This window comes from Streptomyces cucumeris, assembly GCF_024295805.1.
Taxonomy (GTDB): domain Bacteria; phylum Actinomycetota; class Actinomycetes; order Streptomycetales; family Streptomycetaceae; genus Streptomyces; species Streptomyces cucumeris.
In genome coordinates, this window is record NZ_JANCLX010000035.1 from 28,213 (window position 1) to 50,137 (window position 21,925).

The following is a 21,925-nucleotide window of genomic DNA, read 5'->3' on the forward strand; positions in this document are numbered from 1 at the left end:
TCCCGTGGATACGGGTCCGAGGAGATGGCGCCGGGCAGCCCGGCGGGGGATGCGGATCCGGCTCAGACGCTCTCGGCGACCGGAGCCCGGTCGGCCGGGGCCCCGTCACCGCCGCCCTTGGGCTCCGCGCCGCGCAGCGGCAGCTCCTTGATGAACCAGGAGGCGGCGAAGGCGAGCAGGGCGGCCAGCGAACCCCACAGGAAGACCTGGTGGGTGCCGTCGGAGACGGCGTGGGCGTAGGCGTCCCTGACCGCGGTGGGCAGCTTGTCGAGCTGGGAGGGCTCCAGCTGGGCACCGCCCGAGGTCATCGCCTTCCCCTTGTCCCCGGCCCGCTCGACCATGGTGTCCTGCACCTTGTGGGTGAAGAGCGCCCCGAGGATCGCGACACCGAAGGAGCCGCCGAGGGTGCGGAAGAGCGTGGCCGAGGAGGAGCCCACGCCCATGTCCTTCATCTCCACGCTGTTCTGTGCGATCAGCATGGTGAGCTGCATCAGGAAGCCCATACCGGCGCCGAGCACCGCCATGTAGATCCCGGTGGTCAGCCGGCTGGTGCCGGTGTCCATCGTGCCCAGCAGCACCATTCCGGCGGTGAGCAGCACCCCGCCGACGATCGGGAACATCCGGTACTTGCCGGTCTCGCTGGTGATACGGCCCACCACCAGCGAGATCAGCAGCATGGTCAGCAGCATCGGGAGCAGCAGCAGCCCGGAGTTGGTGGCGGAGGCGCCCTGCACGGTCTGCTGGTACAGCGGCAGGAAGGTGAGCGCGCCGAACATCACGAAGCCGACCAGGAAGCCGACGAAGGTGATCACCGAGAAGTTGCGGCTGCGGAAGATATGCAGCGGAAGCACCGGTTCGGCCGCCCGCCGCTCGACGTAGAGGAAGGCGGTGACGGAGGCGACGGCGACCGCCCCGAGACCGAAGATCTGGACCGAGAGCCAGTCGTACTCGGTGCCGCCCCAGGTGGTGATGAGCACCAGCGCGGTGATCCCGACGGTCAGCAGCCCGGCTCCGAGGTAGTCGATCCGCGCCTCGGTCCGCTTCTTCGGCAGGTGCAGCACGACGGTGACCGCGGCCAGGGCGATCGCGCCGAGCGGCACGTTGATGTAGAAGATCCAGCGCCAGCCGAGGTGGTCGGTCAGGGTGCCGCCGGCCAGCGGGCCGCCGATCATGGCGATGCCCATCACCGCGGCCATCATGCCCTGGTACTTGCCGCGCTCCCGCGGCGGCACCAGATCACCGATGATCGCCATCACGCCGACCACCAGACCACCGGCGCCCAGGCCCTGGAGCGCCCGGAAGCCGATGAGCTGTCCCATGGACTGGGCCAGACCGGAGAGCACCGATCCCACCAGGAAGATCACGATCGAGGTGAGGAAGATGCCCTTGCGGCCGTACATGTCGCCGAGCTTGCCCCAGATGGGGGTCGAGGCGGCGGTCGCGAGCGTATAGGCGGTGACCACCCAGGAGAGGTGGTTGAGCCCTCCGAGGTCTCCCACGATGGTGGGCATCGCGGTACCGACGATCATGTTGTCGAGCATCGCGAGCAACATCGTGATCATCAGGGCCAGCATCACCACACCGGTGCTGCGCGGCTTCCGTTCCGGCTTTCCCTGCGGTGGCACCGCGGTGGGCGGCGCTTCGCCTCCCGGCTGGATCTGGGACATGATCTCCACTCCCCCTGGTGTTGACTGAGGTCGCAACCGGCCACTTACTTGCCGACCGGCTAGTTGCGTACAGTGGAGACGGTAGGACGTCAACTAGCCGGGCGTCAAGTAAGCAAGGCCGCGGCCCGACGGGGGCCCGGACACGGACACAGGAGACGACCATGGGCAGCACAGCGCGCGGAGGCGAGCCGAAGGCGCGCCGGGGAGACACCCGCCAGCGCATCCAGGACGTCGCCCTGGAACTCTTCGCCGAGCGCGGCTACGAGAAGACCTCGCTGCGGGAGATCGCCGAGCACCTCGAGGTCACCAAGGCCGCCCTGTACTACCACTTCAAGACCAAGGAGGACATCCTCCTCAGCCTCTTCCAGGACCTCGGGCGGCCGCTGGACGAGCTGATCGCCTGGGGCGCGGAGCAGCCCCGCACCCTGGAGACCAAGCAGGAGCTGCTGCGCCGCTACAGCGCCGCGCTGACCAACGCCGCCCCGCTGTTCCGCTTCATGCAGGAGAACCAGGCGACGGTGCGCGAGCTGAGCAGCATCGGCCAGCTCTTCAAGGACCGGATGTTCGCGATGTCCGATCTCATCCGGGAGCACGACGCCTCACTGTCGGACCAGGTCCGCTGTGTGACCGCGCTGTTCAGCATGCACGCGGGGCTGTTCGCCCTGCAGACGATCGAGGGCGACCCCGAGGACAAGCGCAAGGCTGCCCTCGAAGTCGCCCTCGATCTGGTGACGCAGGCCCATCAGGGTCAGTAGCGGATGCCACGGTCCTTCATGTAGCGGCCGGTGTCGTAGGCCGAGCCGTAGTCGGGGGTGCTGCGGCCCTCGAAGTGCAGGTGCGGGCCGGTGGAGTTACCGGTGGAGCCGGAGAGGGCGATCTCCTCGCCGGTCTTCACGGTCTCGCCGATCCAGGCACGGATGTCCGACAGGTGGGCGTACTGGGTGTAGCTGCCGTCGTCGTGCTTGATCACGATGGCGTTGCCGTACGCCGGACCGTCGCCGCCGCCGTTGGGGCCCGCCTTGACGACCACACCGTCGTGGACGGCGCGCACCGAGGTGCCGGTCGGCACGACGAAGTCCTGGCCGCTGTGGTTGTTGGTCCACAGGGCGCCCGCGCGGCCGAAGGTGGCGCCGAGCGTGTACTTGGCGACCGGGGTCACCCACGTGTCCTCGGCGGCCTTGGCCGCGGTGACCTTGGTGGCCGCCGCCTTCTCGGCGGTGACGGCCTTCTCCACGGCGGCGGCCTGAGCCTTCACCGAGGCCCCGAGGGAGGCGGCGGAGCTCACCGTCAGGGTGTCGGTGCTCTTGGCGGCTTCGGCGGCGAGCGCCGCTCCGGCGCCGAGCGCGACCGAGGCGCTCACGCCCGCGGCGACGACGGCGACGCGGGCGCGACGGCCGGAGAGGAGAGAGGAACGGCGGAATATGGCACGCGGCGACATAGAGAAACGACCTCCAGAACGTCAGGGGTACCGGCTGGGGGCCGGAACAGACGCTCCTTGGTATCCCGTCACCGCGATTCCGCCAAGATAAGTCTCTACTAAGGAGACCAGTAGCGGTTTAAGGGTCAAGATTCCTTCCCCGATCACCTTGCAAGCCGGTTAAAGAGGTCGCAAAAACAGGTCTGAGCTGGGGATTCACAGCAAGTTGATCAATGGGTGAAAACTTGACCGCCCGCTATGCGACCTCACCCCTAATTCCCGTAGTAGGCCCGTAGTGGGCTGTGCCGCATATCACCGGGCCATAAGATCGAATTCCCTTCCGGCGGGACTTACGGCCGTCCGTTTCAGGACCAAGGCCCCGCCCGCCGGCGGCCCCCGGAAATCCGTTCGCCACCCCGGTCCGCAGCCGCTACCGTCCGGCCATGACCACCGCCGACAACGCCCCCGACTGGCTGACGCGCAACCGGGAGAACTGGGACGACCGGGTCGCGGTCCACGCCGCCAGCGACTTCTACGATCTGGCCGGGTTCCGCGCGGGAGCCTCCACCCTGCGCCCCTTCGAACCGGCGGAGCTCGGTGAGGTACGGGGCAGACGGCTGGCCCACCTCCAGTGCCATATGGGACAGGACACCCTCTCCTGGGCCCGCCGCGGCGCGGAGGTGACCGGCCTGGACTTCTCCGAGCCCGCCGTGCGCACCGCGCGCGGTCTGGCCGGGGACATCGGCCTCGCCGACCGGGCCCGGTTCGTCGTCTCGGATGTGTACGCGGCCGTCGAGGCCCTCGGCGGGGCGCGGTTCGACATCGTCTACACCGGACGCGGCTCCCTGGTCTGGCTGCCCGACCTGGTCCGCTGGGCGCGGGTGGTGTCCGAGCTGCTGGTGGACGGGGGCGCGCTGTACCTCGTGGAGTTCCACCCGCTGACCGACACCCTCGACGACGACGGCACCCGCGTCGTCGAGGACTACTTCCAGCCCGGGGCCGAGACCTTCGACTCCCCGCACACCTACACCGACGGTCCGCCGCTCACCCGGACCGTCTCCGTGCAGTGGCTGCATCCGCTGGGCGAGGTGGTGACCGCCCTGGCCGGGGCGGGACTGCGGATCGAGTTCCTGCACGAGCACCCGACCACGGCGTTCCAGCGCTATCCGGCGCTGGAGCGCGACGAGACACGCGGGTACGCGTTCCCCGAAGGGCATCCGCGGATTCCGCTGATGTACTCGCTCCGCGCGGTGAAGGGCGGCGGCGGCCGCTGACCGGACCGGCGGCGGCGGCTGCCGTATGACCGGTTCGGCCCACCCGTAATGCCTGGGCTGTTGGGAGTTGAGAACATTATCCCGATTCGCTGCACCCAGAACGAGGAGAGCCGGTCATGTCGAAGCGACTGCATGTGGGCAACCTGAGCTACCAGGTGACGAAGGACGACTTGGCGACCCTGTTCGGGCAGATCGGCGAGGTGCTGGACGCCACCGTCATCACCGACCGGGAGAGCGGCCGCTCCCGCGGGTTCGGCTTCGTGGAAATGGAGGACATGGCGGCCGAGAAGGCTATGTCCCAGCTCGACGGGCAGGAGATGAACGGGCGGACGGTGACGGTGACCGAGGCCCGCGCCGTCTCGCGCGGTGGACGGTGAGCGTGCCGTTCGCCACGTATCACCGCTAGGACTTGCAAGGGGTGCAGTATGCCGTGGTGGGATGGTCCGATGCGATCCCCCACACGCATATCTCCACCCCGTCCCCGGAATTCTCACACCGATGTAACCAGCACGGATTTGAACGACACCGCATACCTCCCCGCGTACGACGACACGTACGACAGCGCCCATGACTTCGCGCGCATCGGCGCGCAGCACCCGGCCCAGGACGCCGCCCCAGCGCCCGACCCGGCCGTCTACAGCAACCCGTATGAGGAACTGGCCGAGTTGGCCGACCCGTACGACCCGGACGACCCGCTCGGTCTCGGGCTGAAGGCCGATGACGAGGACGGCGCCGACGGCGAGGGCACCGCGGACGAGCCGTGGACACCGCCCAACCACCGCCGCCGCTCCCGGCGCGCCCGCAACCGCTTCGCGGCCGTGCCGATCGCGGCGAAGCTGGTGATCGGCGCCCTGGTGGCAACCGCTCTGCTGCTGCTGGCCGACCGCTGCGCCGTGATGTACGCGGAGAAGAAGGCCGAGGAACAGCTCCAGAAGAAGATGGGGCTGGCCACCGCGCCGAACGTGACCATCCACGGCTTCCCGTTCCTCACCCAGGTGTGGGACAAGCATCTGGACCGGGTCGATGTCACGGTGCCCGATGTGGCGGCCGACCGGGTCTCGCTCGCCGAAGTGAGCGCCAGGGCCGAGGACATCACCCTCACCGGCGATCTGCCCAGCTCCATCCACGGCGCCGTGGCGGGCCAGATGAAGGGCGATGTGCTGCTGGCCTTCGAGGACCTCAACCGTGAACTGGGCGCCTCCCAGGTGAAGTTCCGGGCCACCGGCCCCGAGTCGGTGCGCGCCGACGGCAAACTCCCGGTCGCCGGACAGCAGGTGACCATGCACGCCATGGCGAAGATCCGCCGTGACGGGGACCGCGGGATCTCCACGAGCGTCAGCGGAATGCGCCTGGACATGCCCGGGGTCGCCACCTACCGCCCCGGCCGCGACGAGGGACTGCGGCTGCACCGCAAGACCGCGGAGCGGATCAGCCGGGACGCCGAGAAGGCCAAGGCGCTGCTGACGGTGGGATCCGTGGCGCGGCAGCTCGGGGTGGAGCCGGAGTCCGCGGGACGGTCGCTCCCGGAGAACGAGCGGGTGGAGCGGATCACCAATTCGCCGAAGTTCATCCCGGCGCTGATGAAGGTCAACTTCGTCGATCTGGTGGCCGAACACCCGCAGTTGGTCAAGAAGCTGGGGATCAACCCGGCGGTGGCCTCCGCACTGACCAAGCTGAAGGTGCCGGAGCTGTCGGAGAAGCTGTCGCTCTCCTTCCAGATGCCGAAGAAGGCCAAGGGCATCCACATCCAGAACATCCATGTGAAGCCGGAAGGCATCGTGGCCGACCTGGTCGGCACCGAACTGCACCTGGGCAAGACCCGCTGAGAGCCTCAGCCCGACGGCCCCGCCTCCCCGGGCGGGGCCGTCGGCGCTCCCGGGAGCCGGATCCAGGCGACGGTGCCGCCGCCCGCCGCGGGCCGCAGCCCCACCTCGCCGCCGGACCGCTGGACGGCACGGGCCACGATCGACAGCCCCAGACCGGAGCCGGGGAGGCTGCGGGCGGACGGGGAACGCCAGAACCGCTCGAAGACATGCGGCAGTTCATCGTCCGCGACACCCGGCCCCCGGTCCCGTACGGTCAGCTCCCCGCCGCTGAGCGCGACATCGACCGCACCCCCCGCAGGGCTGAACTTCACGGCGTTGTCCAGGAGGTTGACCAACGCCCGCTCCAGGGCCGCCGGTTCCCCGCGGACGTACCAGGGGTCCAGCGCCGCGTCGACGGTCAGCCCCACCCCGCGCAGCCGGGCCCGCTCCACCGCGGCCAGCGCCACCTCGTGCAGCGCGACCACCTGGAGTGGTCCGCTGCCGGGCAGCGCGTCCGGCCGGGCCAGCTCCTGGAGATCGCCGATCAGCGCGGCCAATTCGGTGACCTGCGCCTTCACGCTCGCCATCAGCGCGTCCCGGTCGGCGGGCGGCAGTGCGCGGCCGGTCTGCTCGCTGCGCACCAGCAGCTCCACATTGGTGCGCAGCGAGGTGAGCGGGGTGCGCAGCTCATGTCCGGCGTCCGCGATGAGCTGCTGCTGGCGGTCGCGTGAGGAGGCCAGAGCGGCCGCCATGGCGTTGAAGGACCGGGACAGCCGGGCGATCTCGTCGTCGCCCTCGGCCGGGATGCGCACCGCCAGGTCCTCGGTGCGGGCCACATGCTCGACCGTCTCCGCCAGCCGGTCCACCGGTTTGAGCCCGGTACGGGCGATCCACAGCCCCGCCGCCCCGGCGCCGAGCACACCGACACCCGCGACCACCAGCATCACCAGGGCGAGGGTGCCCAGCGGTTCGGTGACCTCGCTCAGCGGCCGGGAGACGGACACCGTCAACGGCGGGATACCGCCCTGCGATGAGGTGACGAAGGTGTACACCCGCATCCGGGTGCCGTCCGCCGCCCTGCCGTCGTGGGTGACGTCGTTGAGCCGCCCCCGGGCCACCGCGATGTCGTCCCCGGTCACCTTCACGGCGCGGGAGCCACGGGCGACGCACCGGTCCCCGTCGGAGAGCACGAGCTGTACGTCGGACGCGCCGGGCCGGGATCCGGCGCCCGGCTGGGACTGGGGCGAGCAGGTGCTCTGCGCCTCCACCAGATCGCGGACGTAGACGCCGGAGACATCGTGGAGCTTGTCGTCCAGCGCGCCCGTGAGCTGCTCCCGGGTGACGAACCAGCAGGCGAACGCGGACAGCGCCACCGCGACCGCCACCGCGACCGCGGTCAGCAGCGCCAGCCGGGAGCGCAGCGGCAGCCGTGCGCGCAGCGGACCGCCCCCGGTCACGAGGGATCGCCGTCCCCGGGGCGCAGGACGTAGCCGACTCCGCGGACGGTGTGCACCAGCCGCGGTTCACCGCCCGCCTCCGTCTTGCGGCGCAGGTACATCACGTACACATCGAGCGAGTTGGACGAGGGCTCGAAGTCGAAGCCCCACACCGCCTTGAGGATCTGCTCACGGGTGAGCACCTGGCGGGGGTGGGCGAGGAACATCTCCAGCAGGGTGAACTCGGTCCGGGTCAGCTCCACCCGCCGCGCGCCGCGCGTCACCTCGCGGGTGGCCAGGTCCATCCGCAGGTCGCCGAAGGTGAGCGCGTCGTCCTCGGTGACCGCCTCGTGCGCGGCCGCGGCGTAGGAGCTGCGGCGCAGCAGGGCACGGATCCGGGCGAGCAGCTCATCGAGTTCGAAGGGTTTGACGAGGTAGTCGTCGGCGCCCGCGTCCAGCCCGGTGACCCGGTCGCCGACGGTGTCCCGCGCGGTGAGCATCAGCACCGGGACGGTCACCCCGGACGCGCGCAGCCGCCGGGCGGCCGTCAGCCCGTCCATCCGGGGCATCAGCACATCGAGGACGATCAGCTCGGGGGCCCAGCTCGCGGCCTTCTCCAGCGCGTCCAGACCGTCGACGGCGACCTCGGTCGTGTAGCCCTCGAAGACCAGACTGCGGCGCAGGGCTTCGCGGACGGCCGGCTCGTCGTCGACGATCAGGATGCGGGCGGGCTGATCGCCCTGGTCGGCGGGGGTCATGGGCCGGTTTCCTCACAGATGACGGTGGGGCGGTGCGCCCCGCCGGCGGGGCCGCTCCGCCCCGGACGGTGGCGGGCGTCGCTGCCAGCCTCGCACGGCGGGCGCCGCGGCGGCGGTGGTCAGGAGTCGGTGCCGCCGTCGCGCAGGGTGTCGAGATCGGCCTTGAGGGTGTTGACCGGGATGGAGAAGCCGAGGCCTACGCTGCCCGCGGAGCCGCCGGAGGCACGCTCCGAAGCCGATGAGTACATCGCCGAGTTGATGCCGATGACCTGGCCCTTCATATTGATCAGGGCACCGCCGGAGTTGCCGGGGTTGAGCGAGGCATCGGTCTGGATGGCCTTGTAGGAGGTGGTGGAGGAGCCGACGTCGCCGTTGTACTCGCCGCCGCCGAACTCGAAGGGCCACCGGCCGCCGTCCCCTCCCCGGCCCTGGTCCTGGCCCTCCCCCGTGGAGACGGTGACCTTGCGGTCGAGCGCGGAGACGATGCCGCTGGTGACGGTGCCGGTCAGCCCCTCGGGCGAGCCGATGGCCACCACCTGGTCGCCCACCTGGACCTTGCTGGAGTCGCCGAGGGTGGCGGGCTTGAGCCCGTCGGCGTCCTTCACCTTGATCAGCGCGAGGTCCTTGCCGCTGTCGGTGCCGATGACCGACGCGCTCCTGGTGCTGCCGTCCGGTGCGGACACCTTGACCGAGTCCGCGCCGGAGATCACATGGTTGTTGGTGATGATCTCGCCGTCCCGGGTGAGCACCACACCGGAGCCGGTGGACTTGCCGGCCGTCGAGGAGGCGCTGATCTCGACGATGCTCGGGCTCACCGCCGCGGCCACCGCCGAGACCCCGCTGTCGCCGCCGGAGCCGGTGTTGACGACCGGGGTGGAGATCTCGGTGGCGGGCTTGTCCGCGGCCCGGACGACCAGCGCCGACGCCCCGCCGCCGACCAGCGCGGCGGCCACCGCCACCGCCGCGATCAGCGCCAGGGAGCGCGGTGCGCGGCGCCGGGCGCGACGGCCGCCGGACGGCGGACCGTCCGGGAGGGCGGCGGTGGTGCCCCCGCCGCCGTCCGCACCGCCCGCCCCGCCCGGACCCGGCCACACGGTGGCCCCGGAGGGCGTGATGACCGGCTGCGCGGGCGGGTACGCGGGCGGCACCGGGTGGCCCGGCGTCCCGCCGTAGGAGAAGGGCTGGGGCTCGTCGTCGCGGCTGTGGCGCATGCTGTCCGTCATGGTTCGACGGTGTCTCGGCCGGATGAGAACAGCGTGAGGAGCCGCTGAGAAGCCCGGCAGAAACCGGTATGCCCGGGATAAGGAGGCCGGTCCCGGCCGTCACGACCGCCCGGCCGCGGGCCCGTTCCGGCTCGGGGTCAGGCGCAGCCGCAGGAGCGCCGGATCACCAGCGCCGACGGGAACTGCTTGACCCGCTCCCGGCGCGAACCGCCCCGTACGCCGTCGTCCAGCACCAGGTCCACCGCGGCCCGCGCCATCGCCGGGCGGTCGGAACCGACCGTGGTCAGCGGCGGATCGGTGAGCCCGGCCTCCTTCACATCGTCGAAGCCCGCGACCGCCAGCTCGCCGGGGACGTCGATACGCAGTTCGCGCGCCGCCCGCAGCACACCGAACGCCTGGTCGTCGGTGGCGCAGAAGATCGCGGGGGGCCGGTCGGGGCCGGCCAGCAGGTCCAGTGCGACCCGGTAGGCGTCGTAGCGGTTGTACGGAGCGTGGAAGAGCCGTCCCTCGGTGGACCGTCCGGCCTCCTGCATGGCCCGGCGCCAGCCCTCGACGTGGTCGGTCACCGGGTCGCCGACGGTGGGCGTTATCTCGGTGCCGCCCAGACAGGCGACGTACGGGTGGCCGTGCTCCAGCAGATGGCGCACCGCGAGCTGGGCGCCGCCGATGTCGTCCAGCACCACGGCCACGTCGTCGATGGCCTCGGGGCGCTCGTGGAGCAGCACCACCCGGGCGTCCCACGCCTCGATCTCGGCGGCGGCGTTCTCGCTGGGGCCCTGGCTGATCAGGATCAGCCCGGACACCCGCATCCCCAGGAAGGCGCGCAGATAGTGCACTTCGCGGTCGTCGAGGTAGTCCGAGTTGCCGACCAGGACCATCTTTCCGCGCTCGGCCGCCGCCTGCTCGACGGCGTGTGCCATCTCCGCGAAGAACGGCTGCCGGGCGTCCGGGACGATCAGCCCTATGAGGTCGGTACGGCGGCTCGCCATCGCCTGCGCGACGCGGTCCGGCCGGTAGCCGAGCTCCTTGATCGCGGCAAGCACCCGCTCGCGCGTGGCCGGGGCGACCGGCCTTGGTCCGTTATTGATGACGTAGCTGACGACCGCGGTCGAGGTCCCCGCCAGTCTTGCCACATCATCCCGCGTCACCTTGGCCACGCGCGGCAGTCTACGCGGGTCCAGCTAGGTATTGGCCGGTCGTGCCCCGGCCGCTTCGGCCGCGGTCCGCGCACCGCCCCCGGGGGCCTCGCGGGTGGACTTCGGCGCCGACGCCTTGGCCCTGGCCTCCTCGGCGGCACGCTCGACCTTCTCGGGCACGACGAACCGGTAACCGACGTTCCGGACGGTCCCGATGAGGGACTCGTGCTCCGGACCCAGCTTGGCCCGCAGCCGCCGGACGTGGACGTCGACGGTACGGGTGCCGCCGAAGTAGTCGTAGCCCCAGACCTCCTGGAGGAGCTGGGCGCGGGTGAAGACGCGGCCGGGGTGCTGGGCCAGGTACTTCAGCAGCTCGAACTCCTTGAATGTGAGATCGAGCACACGCCCCTTGAGCTTGGCGCTGTAGGTGGCCTCGTCGACCGAGAGATCACCGTTGCGGATCTCCATGGGGCTGTCGTCGGTGGTGATCTGCTGGCGGCCCATGGCCAGCCGCAGCCGGGCCTCCACCTCGGCCGGACCCGCGGTGTCCAGCAGGACGTCGTCGATGCCCCAGTCCGCGGTGACGGCGGCGAGGCCGCCCTCGGTCACCACCAGGACCAGCGGGCAGCCGGGGCCGGTGGACCGCAGGAGCTGGCACAGGCTGCGCACCTGCGGCAGATCGCGGCGGCCGTCGATCAGGATGACGTCGGCGCCCGGGGTGTCCACCAGGGCCGGGCCCTCCGCCGGGGCGACCCGCACGTTGTGCAGCAGCAGGCCGAGGGCGGGGAGCACCTCCGTCGAGGGCTGGAGTGCGTTGGTCAGCAGCAGGAGGGAACTCATCGTCCACCACCCGCCTCGGTCGTGGTCCTGACATTGAGCACGCTTCGCTCGCCCATTACCTCGGTTCCTCCTCGGTCCCTTGCGAGAGGGGGCACCTCCCAGGCAGCGCCTGGGGGAGTCTGCGGCTACTTCTCCGGCTACTTCTTCCGTCTCTGCGGTCCGCGCCCTCGAAGGCTTGTGCCCGCTCATGCGCACACCGTGCCCCTGAAAGCACAAAAGGACCCGGGGGCAACGCTGCCCGGATCCTCTTCACAGCAGAATAACCCACATGACACCCGGAGGAGAGGCTCGATCTGCTCGCCGTTCCGTGCCGTCGGTCACTGCGCGCGACCACAGGGCCACCCTGCTGACGGCCGACGGGGTGCCGATCGAGGCCCGTTACGAGCCGCCCCCGCCGTCCGCCGCGGCGGACGGGGACGGCCTCGCGCTGGTCGTCGCGCATGGGTTCACCGGTGCGCTGGAGCGCCCGGCACTGCGGCGGGTGGCGCGGGCGTTCGCCCAGCACACGGCCGTGATCACGTTCTCCTTCCGGGGGCATGGACGGTCCGGCGGACGGTCCACGGTGGGCGACCGGGAGGTACTGGACCTGGCCGAGGCGGTGCGCTGGGCCCGGCGGCTCGGCCATCGGCGGGTCGCCACGGTCGGTTTCTCGATGGGCGGCTCGGTGGTGCTCCGGCAGGCCGCGCTCCAGGGAGCGGACATCGAAAATCAGCCGTCCGAGGGAACCGTGAGCGAGGAGCACGGGGGGCGCATGGGCGCGCGCGCCGATGCTGTGATCTCCGTGAGCGCCCCCGCCCGCTGGTACTACCGGGGAACCGCTCCGATGCGCCGGGTGCACTGGGCGATCACCCGCCCGGCCGGACGGCTGGTCTCCCGCTACGGGCTGGGCACCCGGATCGACGGCCGTGGCTGGGACCCCGAACCGCTGCCGCCGGTGGCCGCGGTACCGCTGATCGCACCGACCCCGCTGCTGCTGGTGCACGGCGACCGGGACCCGTACTTCCCGCTGGACCATCCACGGATGCTGGCGGGCGCGGCCGATCCGTCGTCCACAGAGCTGTGGATCGAGCCGGGCTTCGGCCACGCCGAGACGGCGGCGCCGGACGCCCTGCTGGAGCGGGTGGCGGACTGGGCGCTGGCCCGCGCCTGACCGGCACCGGCTCCCAGCGGTCCCGGGACCGTCCCTACTCCGCCTCGACCGCCGCCTCCGCGAACTGCGCCGTGTACAGCCGGGCGTACGCACCCTCCGCGGCCAGCAGCGCGTCATGCGTGCCCTGTTCCACGATCCGCCCGTTCTCCATCACCAGGATCACGTCGGCGTCGCGGATGGTGGACAGCCGGTGCGCGATCACAAAGCTGGTCCGGCCGGTCCGCAGTGAGGCCATCGCCCGCTGGATCAGCACCTCGGTGCGGGTGTCCACCGAACTGGTCGCCTCGTCCAGCACCAGGATCGACGGCTCGGAGAGGAACGCGCGGGCGATGGTGATGAGCTGCTTCTCACCGACGCTGACGTTGGAGCCCTCCTCGTCGATCACCGTGTCGTAGCCGTCGGGCAGGGTCCGTACGAAGCGGTCGACGTAGGTGGCCTTCGCGGCCGCCACGATCCGCTCGAAGCTCGCGCCCTCCGCGCCGTACGCGATGTTCTCCGCGATGGTGCCGCCGAACAGCCAGGTGTCCTGGAGCACCATGCCGATGTGGGAGCGCAGATCCTCCCGTGACATCGCGGCGATATCCGCCCCGTCCAGGGTGATCCGTCCACCGCTGACCTCGTAGAACCGCATCAGCAGATTGACCAGGGTGGTCTTCCCGGCGCCGGTCGGCCCGACGATGGCCACGGTCTGGCCGGGCCGCACCGAGAGCGTGAGGCCGTCGATCAGCGGCCTCTCCGGCTGGTAGCGGAAGGAGACCTCCTCGAACTCCACCTGGCCGCGCACGGTCCCCGGCCGCTGCGCGCCCTCGGGGTCCGGGCTCTGCTCCTCGGCGTCCAGCAGCTCGAAGACCCGCTCGGCCGACGCCACCCCGGACTGCACCAGATTGGCCATCGAGGCGACCTGGGTCAGCGGCTGGCTGAACTGCCGGGAGTACTGCACGAACGCCTGCACATCACCGATGGACAGCGCGCCACTGGCCACCCGCAGCCCGCCGACGACCGCGACCAGTACGTAGTTGAGGTTGCCGATGAACATCATCGCGGGCTGGATCAGCCCGGAGATGAACTGGGCCCGGAAGCCCGCCTCGTACAGCTTCTCGTTCTGCTCGCGGAACAGCTCCGCGGACTCCTTCTCCCGCCCGAAGACCTTCACCAGCGAGTGGCCGGTGTACATCTCCTCGATATGGGCGTTGAGCGTGCCCGTGGTCTTCCACTGGCTGACGAACTGCGGCTGCGCCCGCTTGCCGATCTTGGTGGCGACCACCACCGACACCGGGACGGTCACCAGCGCGACCAGTGCCAGCAGCGGCGAGATCCAGAACATCATCGCCAGCACCCCGATGATCGTCAGCAGCGAGGCCATGATCTGGCTCAGGGTCTGCTGGAACGTCTGCTGGATGTTGTCGATGTCGTTGGTGGCGCGGGAGAGCACCTCACCGCGCGGCTGGCGGTCGAAGTACGCCAACGGCAGCCGCGCCAGCTTGTGTTCGACGTCCTCACGCAGCCGGAAGACCACCCGCTGGACCACCACCGTGGCCACCCGCGCCTGGACCAGGCCCAGCAGCGAGGCGAAGACGTAGATCGCCAGCACCCACAGCAGCACATCGCCGACCGCGCCGAAGTCGATGCCCTGGCCGGGGTGGACGTCCATGGAGGCGACCATGTCGGCCAGCGTGTCCTCGCCGTCCCGGTGCAGCCGCTCGACGGCCTGCTCCTTGGTGACGCCGTCCGGCAGCTCACGCCCGATGATCCCCGCGAAGATCAGGTCGGTCGCCCTGCCGAGAATCAGCGGACCCAGCACCGACAGCGCGACGCTGACCGCGCACAGGGCCAGCACGACCAGCACGATGCCGCGCTCGGGGCGCAGTCTGCCCAGCAGCCGGCGGCCGGAGCCGCGGAAGTCCATGGACCGCTCGGTGGGCTGGCCGCCCATGAAGCGGGCGGGCCCGGCGGCGGGAGCCGGGCCCCTGCGGGGCGCCGGGGTACTCATGGGCGGTCCTTCGGGGGCGCGGACGGGAACGACGGGCGGCAGGGGCGGCGGCGCAGGCCGGGCGGCGGGCCGCTCATGCGGCTTCCTGCTCGGTGAGCTGGGAGAGCACGATCTCGCGGTAGGTCTCGTTGTCCGCCATCAGCTCGGTGTGGGTACCGGTGCCCACGACCCGCCCCGCGTCGAGGACGACGATCTGGTCGGCGCCGCGGATGGTGGAGACCCGCTGGGCGACGATGACGACGGTGGCGTCCCGCGTCTGGTCCGTCAGCGCCGCCCGCAGCCGGGCGTCGGTGGCGTAGTCGAGCGCCGAGAAGGAGTCGTCGAAGAGGTAGACCGAGGGTCTGCGGACCAGGGCGCGGGCGATGGCCAGCCGCTGCCGCTGGCCGCCGGAGACATTGGAGCCGCCCTGGGCGATCGGGGCCTCGAGCCCGCCCTCCATGGCTTCCACGAAATCCCGCGCCTGGGCGGTCTCCAGGGCCTGCCACAGCTCCTCGTCGGTGGCGTCCGGTTTGCCGTAGCGCAGGTTGGAGCCGACGGTGCCGGAGAAGAGGTACGGCTTCTGCGGTACGAGCCCGATGGACTGCGACATGATCTCGGTGTCGAGATCGCGGACGTCCACTCCGTCGATATGGACGCTGCCGTCGGTGGCGTCGAACAGCCGGGGCACCAGCCCCAGCAGGGTGGACTTGCCACTGCCGGTCGAGCCGATCACGGCGGTGGTCCGGCCGGGCCGGGCGATCAGCGAGATCTCGCGCAGCACGGGCTCCTCGGCGCCGGGATAGCGGAACTCCACACCACGCAGCTCCAGCAGACCCCGTCCACCGCCGGTGGGCGCGGGCGGGACGGGCACCAGCGGCGGAACCACACTGGTCCGGGTGTCCAGCACCTCCTGGACGCGCTCGGCGCAGACCTCGGCACGCGGCACCATCATGAACATGAAGGTGGCCATCATGACGGCCATCAGGATCTGCATCAGATAGCTGATGAACGCGGTCAGCGCGCCGATCTGCATACCGCCACTGTCGATCCGGTGTCCGCCGAACCAGACCACGGCGACGCTGGAGACATTCACCACCAGCATCACCGCGGGGAACATCAGCGCCATCAGCCGCCCGGCGCGCAGCGAGACGTCCATCAGCTCGCCGTTGGCCCCGGTGAAGCGGTCGCGCTCATGGCCGTCCCGGACGAAGGCGCGGATGACCCGGATCCCGGTGATCTGCTCGCGCAGCACCCGGTTGACGGTGTCGATGCGCTCCTGGACGCCGCGGAACAGCGGGCGCATCCGGCGGACGATCAGGGTGACGATGACACCGAGCACCGGGACGATCAGCAGCAGCAGTCCGGAGAGCGGGACGTCCTGGTTGAGAGCCATGATCACTCCGCCGACGCACATGATCGGCGCCGAGACCATCAGCGTGAAGCCCATCAGGCACAGCATCTGCACCTGCTGGACGTCATTGGTGGTGCGGGTGATCAGTGAGGGCGCCCCGAAATGGCCCATTTCCCGGGAGGAGAAGGACTGCACCCGGTCGAAGACCGCGGCCCGGACGTCCCGGCCGAGCGCCATGGCGGTGCGGGCGCTGAAGTAGACGGCGCCGATGGCGCACACGATCTGCGCCAGCGTGACGGCGATCATGAAACCGCCGATACGCAGGATGTAACCGGTGTCCCCCTCCACCACGCCGCCGTCGATGATGTCGGCGTTGAGCGAGGGCAGATAGAGCGTGGCCAGCGTCTGCACCAGCTGCAACAGCACGATCAGCGCGATCGTTCGGGCGTGGGGCCTGAGATACCCCCGTATGAGTCGGACCAGCACACCGAAACAGTAAGCGAGGACACCGACAGCGGGCCTCTCATTTCCCTCGGACCGCCGGTGGTCCGGACCGCTGCCCGCACCCGTCATCATGGAGGCGGCAGTAGACGGGAAGGGATCGCGATGGCGATGAAGAACGCGCCCGCCGGCACCATCCGGTACTGGGCCGCGGCCCGCGCCGCGGCCGGTACGCAGGAGGAGCCGTACGCGGCGGCGACGCTGGCCGAGGCGCTCGACGCGGCCCGGCGGCGGCACACCGGGCATCCGGAGTTCGCGCGGGTGCTGATGCGCTGTTCGTTCCTGGTCGACGGCACGCCCGTCGGCACCCGCGACCACACGACGATCCAACTGGCCGAGGGCGGCACGGTCGAGGTGCTCCCGCCGTTCGCAGGAGGGTGACCCCGAGGTCATGAGCAACCAGCCGCACGACCCGCAGCATCCGCAGAACCCGTACGAGCCGCATGGTCCGTACGGGTCCCCGGAGACGCCGTACGGGGGACAGCAGCCGCCCGCCGACCCGTACGGGAGCTGGGACCAGGGCGGGTACGACCAGGGCTACGGCCAGGCGGGACAGCAGCCGCAGCAGGGTCAGGAGTACGGCGGCCACGCCCCGCACCCGGGCTACGGCACACCGGACCAGCACCCCCAGCAGGGCCACGGCCAGGCCGCGCACCAGCCGCAGCAGGGTCAGGAGTACGGCGGGCAGCACCCGGGGCACCCCGGCCAGTACACCCAGCCCGCCCCGGGCCGACAGGCCCAGCACGCCCCGCACCCGGGGTACGCCCCGCAGCAGGCGTACGGCCAGCCCGACCCGTACGCGCAGGCGTACCCGGCTCAGAACCCGTACGCCGCCGCGCCGCAGGGCCACCAGCAGCAGGGACACGCGCAGTCGCAGGGCCACGCGCCGCAAGGCCACCAGCAGCCGCAGAGCCCCCCGCAGCAGCAAGGCCACCCGCAGCAGCCGTACTCCCCCGGCTGGGACCAGCAACACCAGCCGCAGCCCGCCGCCGCGTTCGCGGCGCACGGCCCCCAGGGACCCGCGCCCGTCACCGCCGCCCCGACGGCCATGGCGGACCCCGCCGGGCCGGAGCACCCCTCCGCCACGGCGCCCGCCGCGCCCGAGGAGACGTCCCGGCCGCTCACCGCCGCCGAGAAGGCCCGTGCCGAGGGCCGTCCGCAGATCCTCCACCCCGGACTGGTCCCGGCCGCCCTGACCTCCGTCATCGCCGCCGCCCTCGCGGGGGCCGCCCCGCTGGGCCGTCCCGCGGTCGCCGTCGTGGTGGCGCTGCTCCAGGCGGTCACGGCGGCGGGCTGGTTCCGGCTGAACGGGATGTGGCCCGCCCGGCAGGGCATCGCGCTCGCCTTCGCGGGCGGGCTGGCCGCGACCGCCGGGCTGCTCGCCACCGAGCGGACACACGCCCCGACCGTGGTCATCGGCACGCTCGGGGTCTGGCTGCTGCTGGTGCTCGTACTCCAGCTGCGCAGCCACAGTTCACCGGACGAGCGGCTCTACGGGCTGACCGCCACCGTGGCCTCCACCGCCCTCGCCGTGATCGCGGCCGGGTATCTGGCCACGGCCGCCGAATCCACCGACGCCGTGGTGATCGGCGCGGCCGGAGTGGCGGGGGCCGTGCTGGTCCGCGCGGTGCCGCTGCCGATCGCCGCCTCCGTGGTGGTGGCGCTGCTCGCCGCCGCGGGCGCGGGCGCCGGGGCCGGACAGCTCACCGGCACCGGCACCACGGACGCCGCGCTGCTGGGGCTGGCGGCCGGGGCGTGCGCGCTGATCGGCCACCGGGTGGCGAGCTACGACTACCCGTCCCGTTTTGTCCATATGACCGCCGGGGTGGCGCTGCCGCTGGCCGCCGCCGCTCCCGTCGTCTATGTGATCGGCCGCGCACTGATCTGATCCCCGGCCCCCTGGCTCATCGCTCCGGTTAGGCTCACAACCTCAGGCGAGCGCCTGACCGAGAGCCGGGGGGACCCACCGCACATGCGCGCACTACGCATCACACTGATCGTCGCCGTGATACTCGGCGTTCTCTTCGTCGCCGCGGACCGCATCGCGGTGAGCATCGCCGAGTCCAAGGCCGCGGACAAGATCAAGACCTCGCAGGGGCTGACCGGCACCCCCGATGTCTCGATCAAGGGCTTCCCGTTCCTCACCCAGGTCGCGGGCAAGGAGCTGGACGAGGTCGACATCAGCATGGAGGGGCTGACCACGGACGCGGGCAACGGCCGCAGCGTGCGGGTCTCCGAACTCGACGCCCAGCTCCACACGGTGGGCATCTCGGGCGACTTCTCGTCCGCCACCGCCGACCGCGCCACCGGTACGGCCCACATCAGCTACGCGGACCTCTCGCGCGCGGCGGGTCCGGGAATCACGGTCGCCTACGACCCGTCCGGTACCAACCGGGTCAAGATCACCGGCAGTCTGATGGGCTTCTCCCTCACCGCGCGCTCCACCATCACCGTGGTCGACGGCGACACCATCAAGCTGCACGCCGAGTCCGTCCCCGGAGGCTCCGTCCCGGGCTGGGAGGAGAAGGTCCGGCAGCGCACCGATATGGAGCGCCAGGTGGAAGGGCTGCCGAAGGGGATGCGGCTGGACACGGTGAAGACCGACAAGGACGGCATGGACATCTCGGTCACGGGGCAGAACGTCGAACTGGCGGGCTGAGTCCGGCGGACGAAGCGCCACCGGCCACCCCACGGGCCACCCCGGCACCCCCGGCCGGGGCCGCCCGCGGACCAGGTGGTCCCATGCAGTGAGACGCCTCGTCCGCGGCAGCGGGTGCGCGGGGTCGCCGCGCGGCTCCGCGACCGCCCCCACGAGGCACTCCTCCGCCCCCGTCCCGAATAGTGGACAATCACGTCTCACCATCCGACACGCCGGTGACACGCCCACCGGTCCGTCCCTACGATCGGACGCATGAAGCGACAGGCGGATCTCACGAAGCGGCGGGCAGTCGACCTGTGCCGCGTCGCCGCCATGCTCTGTCACGCCGTCTGAGACGAGGACGCGTGGCCGCCGACGAGATGCCCCCGGCCCGCCCCTCCTCGGCCCGTCAGCCGGATCTTCCCGCACTCCGCTCGTACGCTCGCAACCGAGCCCGCCTCGGGCCGTCCGAGCGTATGACCACCGCCGCAACTGCCCCGGAGGAGAGACACATGAGCCGCAGTGACGTCCTGGTGGACGCCGACTGGGTACAGGCCCGCATCGATGACCCCAAGACGGTCATCGTCGAGGTCGACGAGGACACCTCGGCCTACGACAAGAACCACATCACGAACGCCATCCGGATCGACTGGAAGCAGGACCTCCAGGACCCGGTGCGCCGTGACTTCGTCGACCAGGCCGGTTTCGAGAAGCTGCTGTCGGAGAAGGGCATCGCCAACGACGACACGGTCGTCCTCTACGGCGGCAACAACAACTGGTTCGCGTCCTACGCCTACTGGTACTTCAAGCTCTACGGCCACCAGGACGTGAAGCTGCTCGACGGCGGCCGCAAGAAGTGGGAGCTGGACTCCCGCGACCTGGTCGCCGAGGTCCCGGACCGCCCGGCCACCCAGTACAAGGCCAAGCCGCAGGACGCCTCGATCCGCGCGTTCCGCGATGACGTCGTGGCCGCCATCGGCTCGCTCAACCTGGTGGACGTCCGCTCCCCCGACGAGTTCTCCGGCAAGCTGCTCGCCCCGGCCCACCTCCCGCAGGAGCAGTCGCAGCGTCCGGGCCACGTCCCGAGCGCGCGCAACATCCCGTGGTCGAAGTCGGCCAACGACGACGGCACCTTCAAGTCCGACGCGGAGCTCAAGGAGCTCTACGAGGGCGAGGGCGTGGACCTGTCCAAGGACACCATCGCCTACTGCCGCATCGGCGAGCGCTCCGCCCACACCTGGTTCGTCCTGCACGAGCTGCTCGGCCAGTCCAACGTCAAGAACTACGACGGTTCCTGGACCGAGTACGGCTCCCTCGTCGGCGTGCCGATCGAGCTCGGCGCCAACAGCTGACCCCCTCACCCCCGACGTAAGGACAGACATCCATGTGTGGAGCCCAGGCCGGCGGTCCCGACGCCTCGACGATCAAGCCCGGTGAGACCACGATCCAGGGGTCGGTGACCCGGGACGGCGAGCCGGTGACCGGCTACGTCCGCCTCCTGGACAGCACCGGCGAGTTCACCGCCGAGGTCCCCACCTCCGCGACCGGACAGTTCCGCTTCTACGCCGCCGAGGGCACCTGGACGCTGCGCGCCCTGGTCCCCGGCGCCACCGCGGACCGCACGGTCGTCGCCCAGAAGGGCGGTCTGGCGGAGGTCGCCATCACCGTCTGACGCCACACCGCGCGTCATACGCACGGCGGGAGGGCCGTACCCCGGGGTTGGACGCCTCGGCGGGGTACGGCCCTCCCGTCCGTCGAGCCGGGCCCGCGGGCGCGGTCCAGGAGCTGCCCCCGCCGCACCCCCGGACGTATCCTGGAACCATGTACGCGCGACGCCGCCACGCATATTTCTTCCTGATGGGCGCGTGTCTGACGCTCTTCATCTCGGCGTGGGCCTTCGTGCGCCTGTGGTCGGTTCCGGCGGCCGTCGTGATGTGCATCGTCGCCATGGTGATCCCCCCGTTCGCGGCCATCGTCGCCAACCGCCGGGGACCCGACGACCGCTGGTGGGACGAGTCGGGGGACGAGGAGTCCGACCGGTGGTGGCGGGAGCTGGACGAGCACAACCACCGCCACTGACCGGCTGACCGGCTGACCGGCTCAGTAGACGAGCGCCTGCACTCCGTCGGGCATGATCTCGCTCACGAAGACCTGGGAGCCCGCGATCCGCGCCCCCTCGATCAGGTCCTTCTCCTCGATGTCCCGGCGGGCCGCGCACTGCGTGCACACCGTGAGGGTGCCGCCGCCCGCGAGGACCCCCTCGATCAGCTCCGGCAGCGGCGCCGCGTGCGGCAGCTCGAACTCCGCCGCCCGCCCCGGCAGCGCGAACCACGCGGACTCACCGGTCAGCCACAGCGAGACCTCCACCCCGCTCGCCACGGCCACCGCCGCCACCGTGAACGCCTGGGAGCACCGCTCGGGCGCGTCCGCGCCCGCCGTCACCTTGATCACCAGCTTCTTCGCCATACGGCAAGCCTAGGCTCGGGGCCTCGCGACGCCCGCCGCCGGACCGCCGACTAGACTCGGCACCGGTCCGTCATCCGTTCCGCCGTCCCTCCGCCGCCCGCGGAGCCGGGGGACACACGCCGTTCGAGGAGCGCGCCCGTGCTTGAGGCAGTCTTCACCACGCTGATGATCCTGGTCGCCGTCGCCACCCTTGGCTTCTGCGCACTCACCTGGAAGAAGCTGTTCCAGGGCCAGCGCTGATCCGCGCTCTCCGCACCACCGTCACCGACCGCCCTCGAAAGATCGCCTGAGCCC

Annotated in this window: 22 protein-coding genes; 12 read left to right on the top strand and 10 right to left on the bottom strand. The window is 71.1% G+C overall.

Annotated features, from left to right (window positions below; genetic code table 11):
• Positions 1 to 62: 62 nt before the first annotated feature.
• A complete protein-coding gene (locus NMK44_RS34400; RefSeq protein ID WP_374215383.1) occupies positions 63 to 1,667 on the bottom strand; it encodes an MDR family MFS transporter in 1,605 nt (534 codons plus the stop codon).
• A gap of 161 nt (positions 1,668 to 1,828) precedes the next feature.
• On the opposite strand from NMK44_RS34400, the gene NMK44_RS34405 reads away from it, so the two are divergent.
• The gene (locus NMK44_RS34405) at positions 1,829 to 2,422 is read left to right on the top strand and encodes a TetR/AcrR family transcriptional regulator (RefSeq protein ID WP_254750565.1); all 594 of its coding nucleotides are present in this window, start codon (positions 1,829 to 1,831) and stop codon (positions 2,420 to 2,422) included.
• On the opposite strand, the gene NMK44_RS34410 is transcribed toward NMK44_RS34405, so the two are convergent.
• Positions 2,416 to 3,105 carry a M23 family metallopeptidase gene (locus tag NMK44_RS34410; protein WP_254750567.1) on the bottom strand — a complete coding sequence of 230 codons (690 nt, stop codon included), beginning with the start codon at positions 3,103 to 3,105 and terminating at the stop codon, positions 2,416 to 2,418. The two genes, NMK44_RS34405 and NMK44_RS34410, sit on opposite strands and share 7 nt — an antisense overlap.
• A 422-nt stretch (positions 3,106 to 3,527) precedes the next feature.
• Here NMK44_RS34410 and NMK44_RS34415 point away from each other — a divergent pair, with 422 nt between their 5' ends.
• The 3 genes from NMK44_RS34415 to NMK44_RS34425 all read left to right on the top strand — a co-directional run bounded on the left by NMK44_RS34415 (position 3,528) and on the right by NMK44_RS34425 (position 6,184).
• A complete protein-coding gene (locus tag NMK44_RS34415; RefSeq protein ID WP_254750569.1) occupies positions 3,528 to 4,358 on the top strand; it encodes a class I SAM-dependent methyltransferase in 831 nt (276 codons plus the stop codon).
• Between the two features lie 116 nt (positions 4,359 to 4,474).
• Positions 4,475 to 4,735 carry an RNA recognition motif domain-containing protein gene (locus NMK44_RS34420; RefSeq protein ID WP_254750571.1) on the top strand — a complete coding sequence of 87 codons (261 nt, stop codon included), beginning with the start codon at positions 4,475 to 4,477 and terminating at the stop codon, positions 4,733 to 4,735.
• A gap of 138 nt (positions 4,736 to 4,873) precedes the next feature.
• Positions 4,874 to 6,184: an LmeA family phospholipid-binding protein gene (locus NMK44_RS34425; RefSeq protein ID WP_254750573.1), complete on the top strand. Its 1,311-nt coding sequence runs from the start codon at positions 4,874 to 4,876 to the stop codon at positions 6,182 to 6,184.
• Between the two features lie 5 nt (positions 6,185 to 6,189).
• Here the strand turns inward: NMK44_RS34425 and NMK44_RS34430 are convergent, their stop codons facing one another.
• The 5 genes from NMK44_RS34430 to NMK44_RS34450 all read right to left on the bottom strand — a co-directional run bounded on the left by NMK44_RS34430 (position 6,190) and on the right by NMK44_RS34450 (position 11,556).
• Positions 6,190 to 7,620, bottom strand: a complete 1,431-nt coding sequence (locus NMK44_RS34430) for a sensor histidine kinase (protein ID WP_254750575.1) — start codon at positions 7,618 to 7,620, stop codon at positions 6,190 to 6,192.
• Positions 7,617 to 8,357 carry a response regulator transcription factor gene (locus NMK44_RS34435; protein WP_254750577.1) on the bottom strand — a complete coding sequence of 247 codons (741 nt, stop codon included), beginning with the start codon at positions 8,355 to 8,357 and terminating at the stop codon, positions 7,617 to 7,619. The genes NMK44_RS34430 and NMK44_RS34435 overlap by 4 nt, the downstream gene beginning before the upstream one ends.
• Positions 8,358 to 8,476: 119 nt before the next feature.
• Complete coding sequence (locus NMK44_RS34440; RefSeq protein ID WP_254750579.1) at positions 8,477 to 9,580, bottom strand: S1C family serine protease; 1,104 nt, start codon at positions 9,578 to 9,580, stop codon at positions 8,477 to 8,479.
• 137 nt (positions 9,581 to 9,717) lie between these two features.
• Positions 9,718 to 10,737, bottom strand: coding sequence for a LacI family DNA-binding transcriptional regulator (locus NMK44_RS34445; RefSeq protein ID WP_254750581.1), 1,020 nt, complete (start codon positions 10,735 to 10,737; stop codon positions 9,718 to 9,720).
• Positions 10,738 to 10,761: 24 nt separating this feature from the next.
• Positions 10,762 to 11,556 carry a response regulator transcription factor gene (locus NMK44_RS34450; RefSeq protein ID WP_254750583.1) on the bottom strand — a complete coding sequence of 265 codons (795 nt, stop codon included), beginning with the start codon at positions 11,554 to 11,556 and terminating at the stop codon, positions 10,762 to 10,764.
• A 268-nt stretch (positions 11,557 to 11,824) separates the two neighbouring features.
• Here NMK44_RS34450 and NMK44_RS34455 point away from each other — a divergent pair, with 268 nt between their 5' ends.
• A complete protein-coding gene (locus tag NMK44_RS34455) occupies positions 11,825 to 12,706 on the top strand; it encodes an alpha/beta hydrolase (protein ID WP_254750585.1) in 882 nt (293 codons plus the stop codon).
• A 34-nt stretch (positions 12,707 to 12,740) separates the two neighbouring features.
• Here NMK44_RS34455 and NMK44_RS34460 read toward each other — a convergent pair whose 3' ends face one another.
• Positions 12,741 to 14,696: an ABC transporter ATP-binding protein gene (locus NMK44_RS34460; RefSeq protein WP_302888964.1), complete on the bottom strand. Its 1,956-nt coding sequence runs from the start codon at positions 14,694 to 14,696 to the stop codon at positions 12,741 to 12,743.
• Between the two features lie 73 nt (positions 14,697 to 14,769).
• On the bottom strand, positions 14,770 to 16,512 hold the full coding sequence (locus NMK44_RS34465) for an ABC transporter ATP-binding protein (protein WP_254750591.1): 1,743 nt from the start codon (positions 16,510 to 16,512) through the stop codon (positions 14,770 to 14,772).
• Positions 16,513 to 16,632: 120 nt separating this feature from the next.
• Between NMK44_RS34465 and NMK44_RS34470 the strand changes: the two genes are divergently transcribed.
• The 7 genes from NMK44_RS34470 to NMK44_RS34495 all read left to right on the top strand — a co-directional run bounded on the left by NMK44_RS34470 (position 16,633) and on the right by NMK44_RS34495 (position 21,244).
• Positions 16,633 to 16,908 (top strand): MoaD/ThiS family protein, encoded by a 276-nt coding sequence (locus NMK44_RS34470; RefSeq protein ID WP_254750593.1) that lies wholly within the window; start codon positions 16,633 to 16,635, stop codon positions 16,906 to 16,908.
• A gap of 10 nt (positions 16,909 to 16,918) precedes the next feature.
• A complete protein-coding gene (locus NMK44_RS34475) occupies positions 16,919 to 18,415 on the top strand; it encodes a hypothetical protein (protein WP_254750595.1) in 1,497 nt (498 codons plus the stop codon).
• 84 nt (positions 18,416 to 18,499) lie between these two features.
• Positions 18,500 to 19,186, top strand: a complete 687-nt coding sequence (locus tag NMK44_RS34480; RefSeq protein ID WP_254750597.1) for an LmeA family phospholipid-binding protein — start codon at positions 18,500 to 18,502, stop codon at positions 19,184 to 19,186.
• 252 nt (positions 19,187 to 19,438) lie between these two features.
• The gene (locus NMK44_RS42810) at positions 19,439 to 19,519 is read left to right on the top strand and encodes a putative leader peptide (protein ID WP_362448143.1); all 81 of its coding nucleotides are present in this window, start codon (positions 19,439 to 19,441) and stop codon (positions 19,517 to 19,519) included.
• Positions 19,520 to 19,677: 158 nt separating this feature from the next.
• Positions 19,678 to 20,517, top strand: a complete 840-nt coding sequence (locus NMK44_RS34485) for a sulfurtransferase (RefSeq protein WP_254750599.1) — start codon at positions 19,678 to 19,680, stop codon at positions 20,515 to 20,517.
• A 32-nt stretch (positions 20,518 to 20,549) separates the two neighbouring features.
• Positions 20,550 to 20,837, top strand: a complete 288-nt coding sequence (locus tag NMK44_RS34490; protein ID WP_201881375.1) for a DUF1416 domain-containing protein — start codon at positions 20,550 to 20,552, stop codon at positions 20,835 to 20,837.
• 149 nt (positions 20,838 to 20,986) lie between these two features.
• Complete coding sequence (locus NMK44_RS34495) at positions 20,987 to 21,244, top strand: DUF3099 domain-containing protein (RefSeq protein ID WP_176181506.1); 258 nt, start codon at positions 20,987 to 20,989, stop codon at positions 21,242 to 21,244.
• A 21-nt stretch (positions 21,245 to 21,265) separates the two neighbouring features.
• Here NMK44_RS34495 and NMK44_RS34500 read toward each other — a convergent pair whose 3' ends face one another.
• Positions 21,266 to 21,631: a DsrE family protein gene (locus tag NMK44_RS34500; RefSeq protein ID WP_254750601.1), complete on the bottom strand. Its 366-nt coding sequence runs from the start codon at positions 21,629 to 21,631 to the stop codon at positions 21,266 to 21,268.
• Positions 21,632 to 21,925 lie beyond the last annotated feature (294 nt).

What these genes read in the sequence shown, in the direction of transcription:
- NMK44_RS34400 (WP_374215383.1), bottom strand. Translation starts at nt 1,667, where the DNA reads ATGTCCCAGATCCAGCCGGGAGGCGAAGCGCCGCCCACCGCGGTGCCA.
- NMK44_RS34405 (WP_254750565.1), top strand. Translation starts at nt 1,829, where the DNA reads ATGGGCAGCACAGCGCGCGGAGGCGAGCCGAAGGCGCGCCGGGGAGAC.
- NMK44_RS34410 (WP_254750567.1), bottom strand. Translation starts at nt 3,105, where the DNA reads ATGTCGCCGCGTGCCATATTCCGCCGTTCCTCTCTCCTCTCCGGCCGT.
- NMK44_RS34415 (WP_254750569.1), top strand. Translation starts at nt 3,528, where the DNA reads ATGACCACCGCCGACAACGCCCCCGACTGGCTGACGCGCAACCGGGAG.
- NMK44_RS34420 (WP_254750571.1), top strand. Translation starts at nt 4,475, where the DNA reads ATGTCGAAGCGACTGCATGTGGGCAACCTGAGCTACCAGGTGACGAAG.
- NMK44_RS34435 (WP_254750577.1), bottom strand. Translation starts at nt 8,357, where the DNA reads ATGACCCCCGCCGACCAGGGCGATCAGCCCGCCCGCATCCTGATCGTC.
- NMK44_RS34440 (WP_254750579.1), bottom strand. Translation starts at nt 9,580, where the DNA reads ATGACGGACAGCATGCGCCACAGCCGCGACGACGAGCCCCAGCCCTTC.
- NMK44_RS34450 (WP_254750583.1), bottom strand. Translation starts at nt 11,556, where the DNA reads ATGAGTTCCCTCCTGCTGCTGACCAACGCACTCCAGCCCTCGACGGAG.
- NMK44_RS34455 (WP_254750585.1), top strand. Translation starts at nt 11,825, where the DNA reads ATGACACCCGGAGGAGAGGCTCGATCTGCTCGCCGTTCCGTGCCGTCG.
- NMK44_RS34460 (WP_302888964.1), bottom strand. Translation starts at nt 14,696, where the DNA reads ATGAGTACCCCGGCGCCCCGCAGGGGCCCGGCTCCCGCCGCCGGGCCC.
- NMK44_RS34470 (WP_254750593.1), top strand. Translation starts at nt 16,633, where the DNA reads ATGGCGATGAAGAACGCGCCCGCCGGCACCATCCGGTACTGGGCCGCG.
- NMK44_RS34475 (WP_254750595.1), top strand. Translation starts at nt 16,919, where the DNA reads ATGAGCAACCAGCCGCACGACCCGCAGCATCCGCAGAACCCGTACGAG.
- NMK44_RS34480 (WP_254750597.1), top strand. Translation starts at nt 18,500, where the DNA reads ATGCGCGCACTACGCATCACACTGATCGTCGCCGTGATACTCGGCGTT.
- NMK44_RS42810 (WP_362448143.1), top strand. Translation starts at nt 19,439, where the DNA reads ATGAAGCGACAGGCGGATCTCACGAAGCGGCGGGCAGTCGACCTGTGC.
- NMK44_RS34485 (WP_254750599.1), top strand. Translation starts at nt 19,678, where the DNA reads ATGAGCCGCAGTGACGTCCTGGTGGACGCCGACTGGGTACAGGCCCGC.
- NMK44_RS34490 (WP_201881375.1), top strand. Translation starts at nt 20,550, where the DNA reads ATGTGTGGAGCCCAGGCCGGCGGTCCCGACGCCTCGACGATCAAGCCC.
- NMK44_RS34495 (WP_176181506.1), top strand. Translation starts at nt 20,987, where the DNA reads ATGTACGCGCGACGCCGCCACGCATATTTCTTCCTGATGGGCGCGTGT.
- NMK44_RS34500 (WP_254750601.1), bottom strand. Translation starts at nt 21,631, where the DNA reads ATGGCGAAGAAGCTGGTGATCAAGGTGACGGCGGGCGCGGACGCGCCC.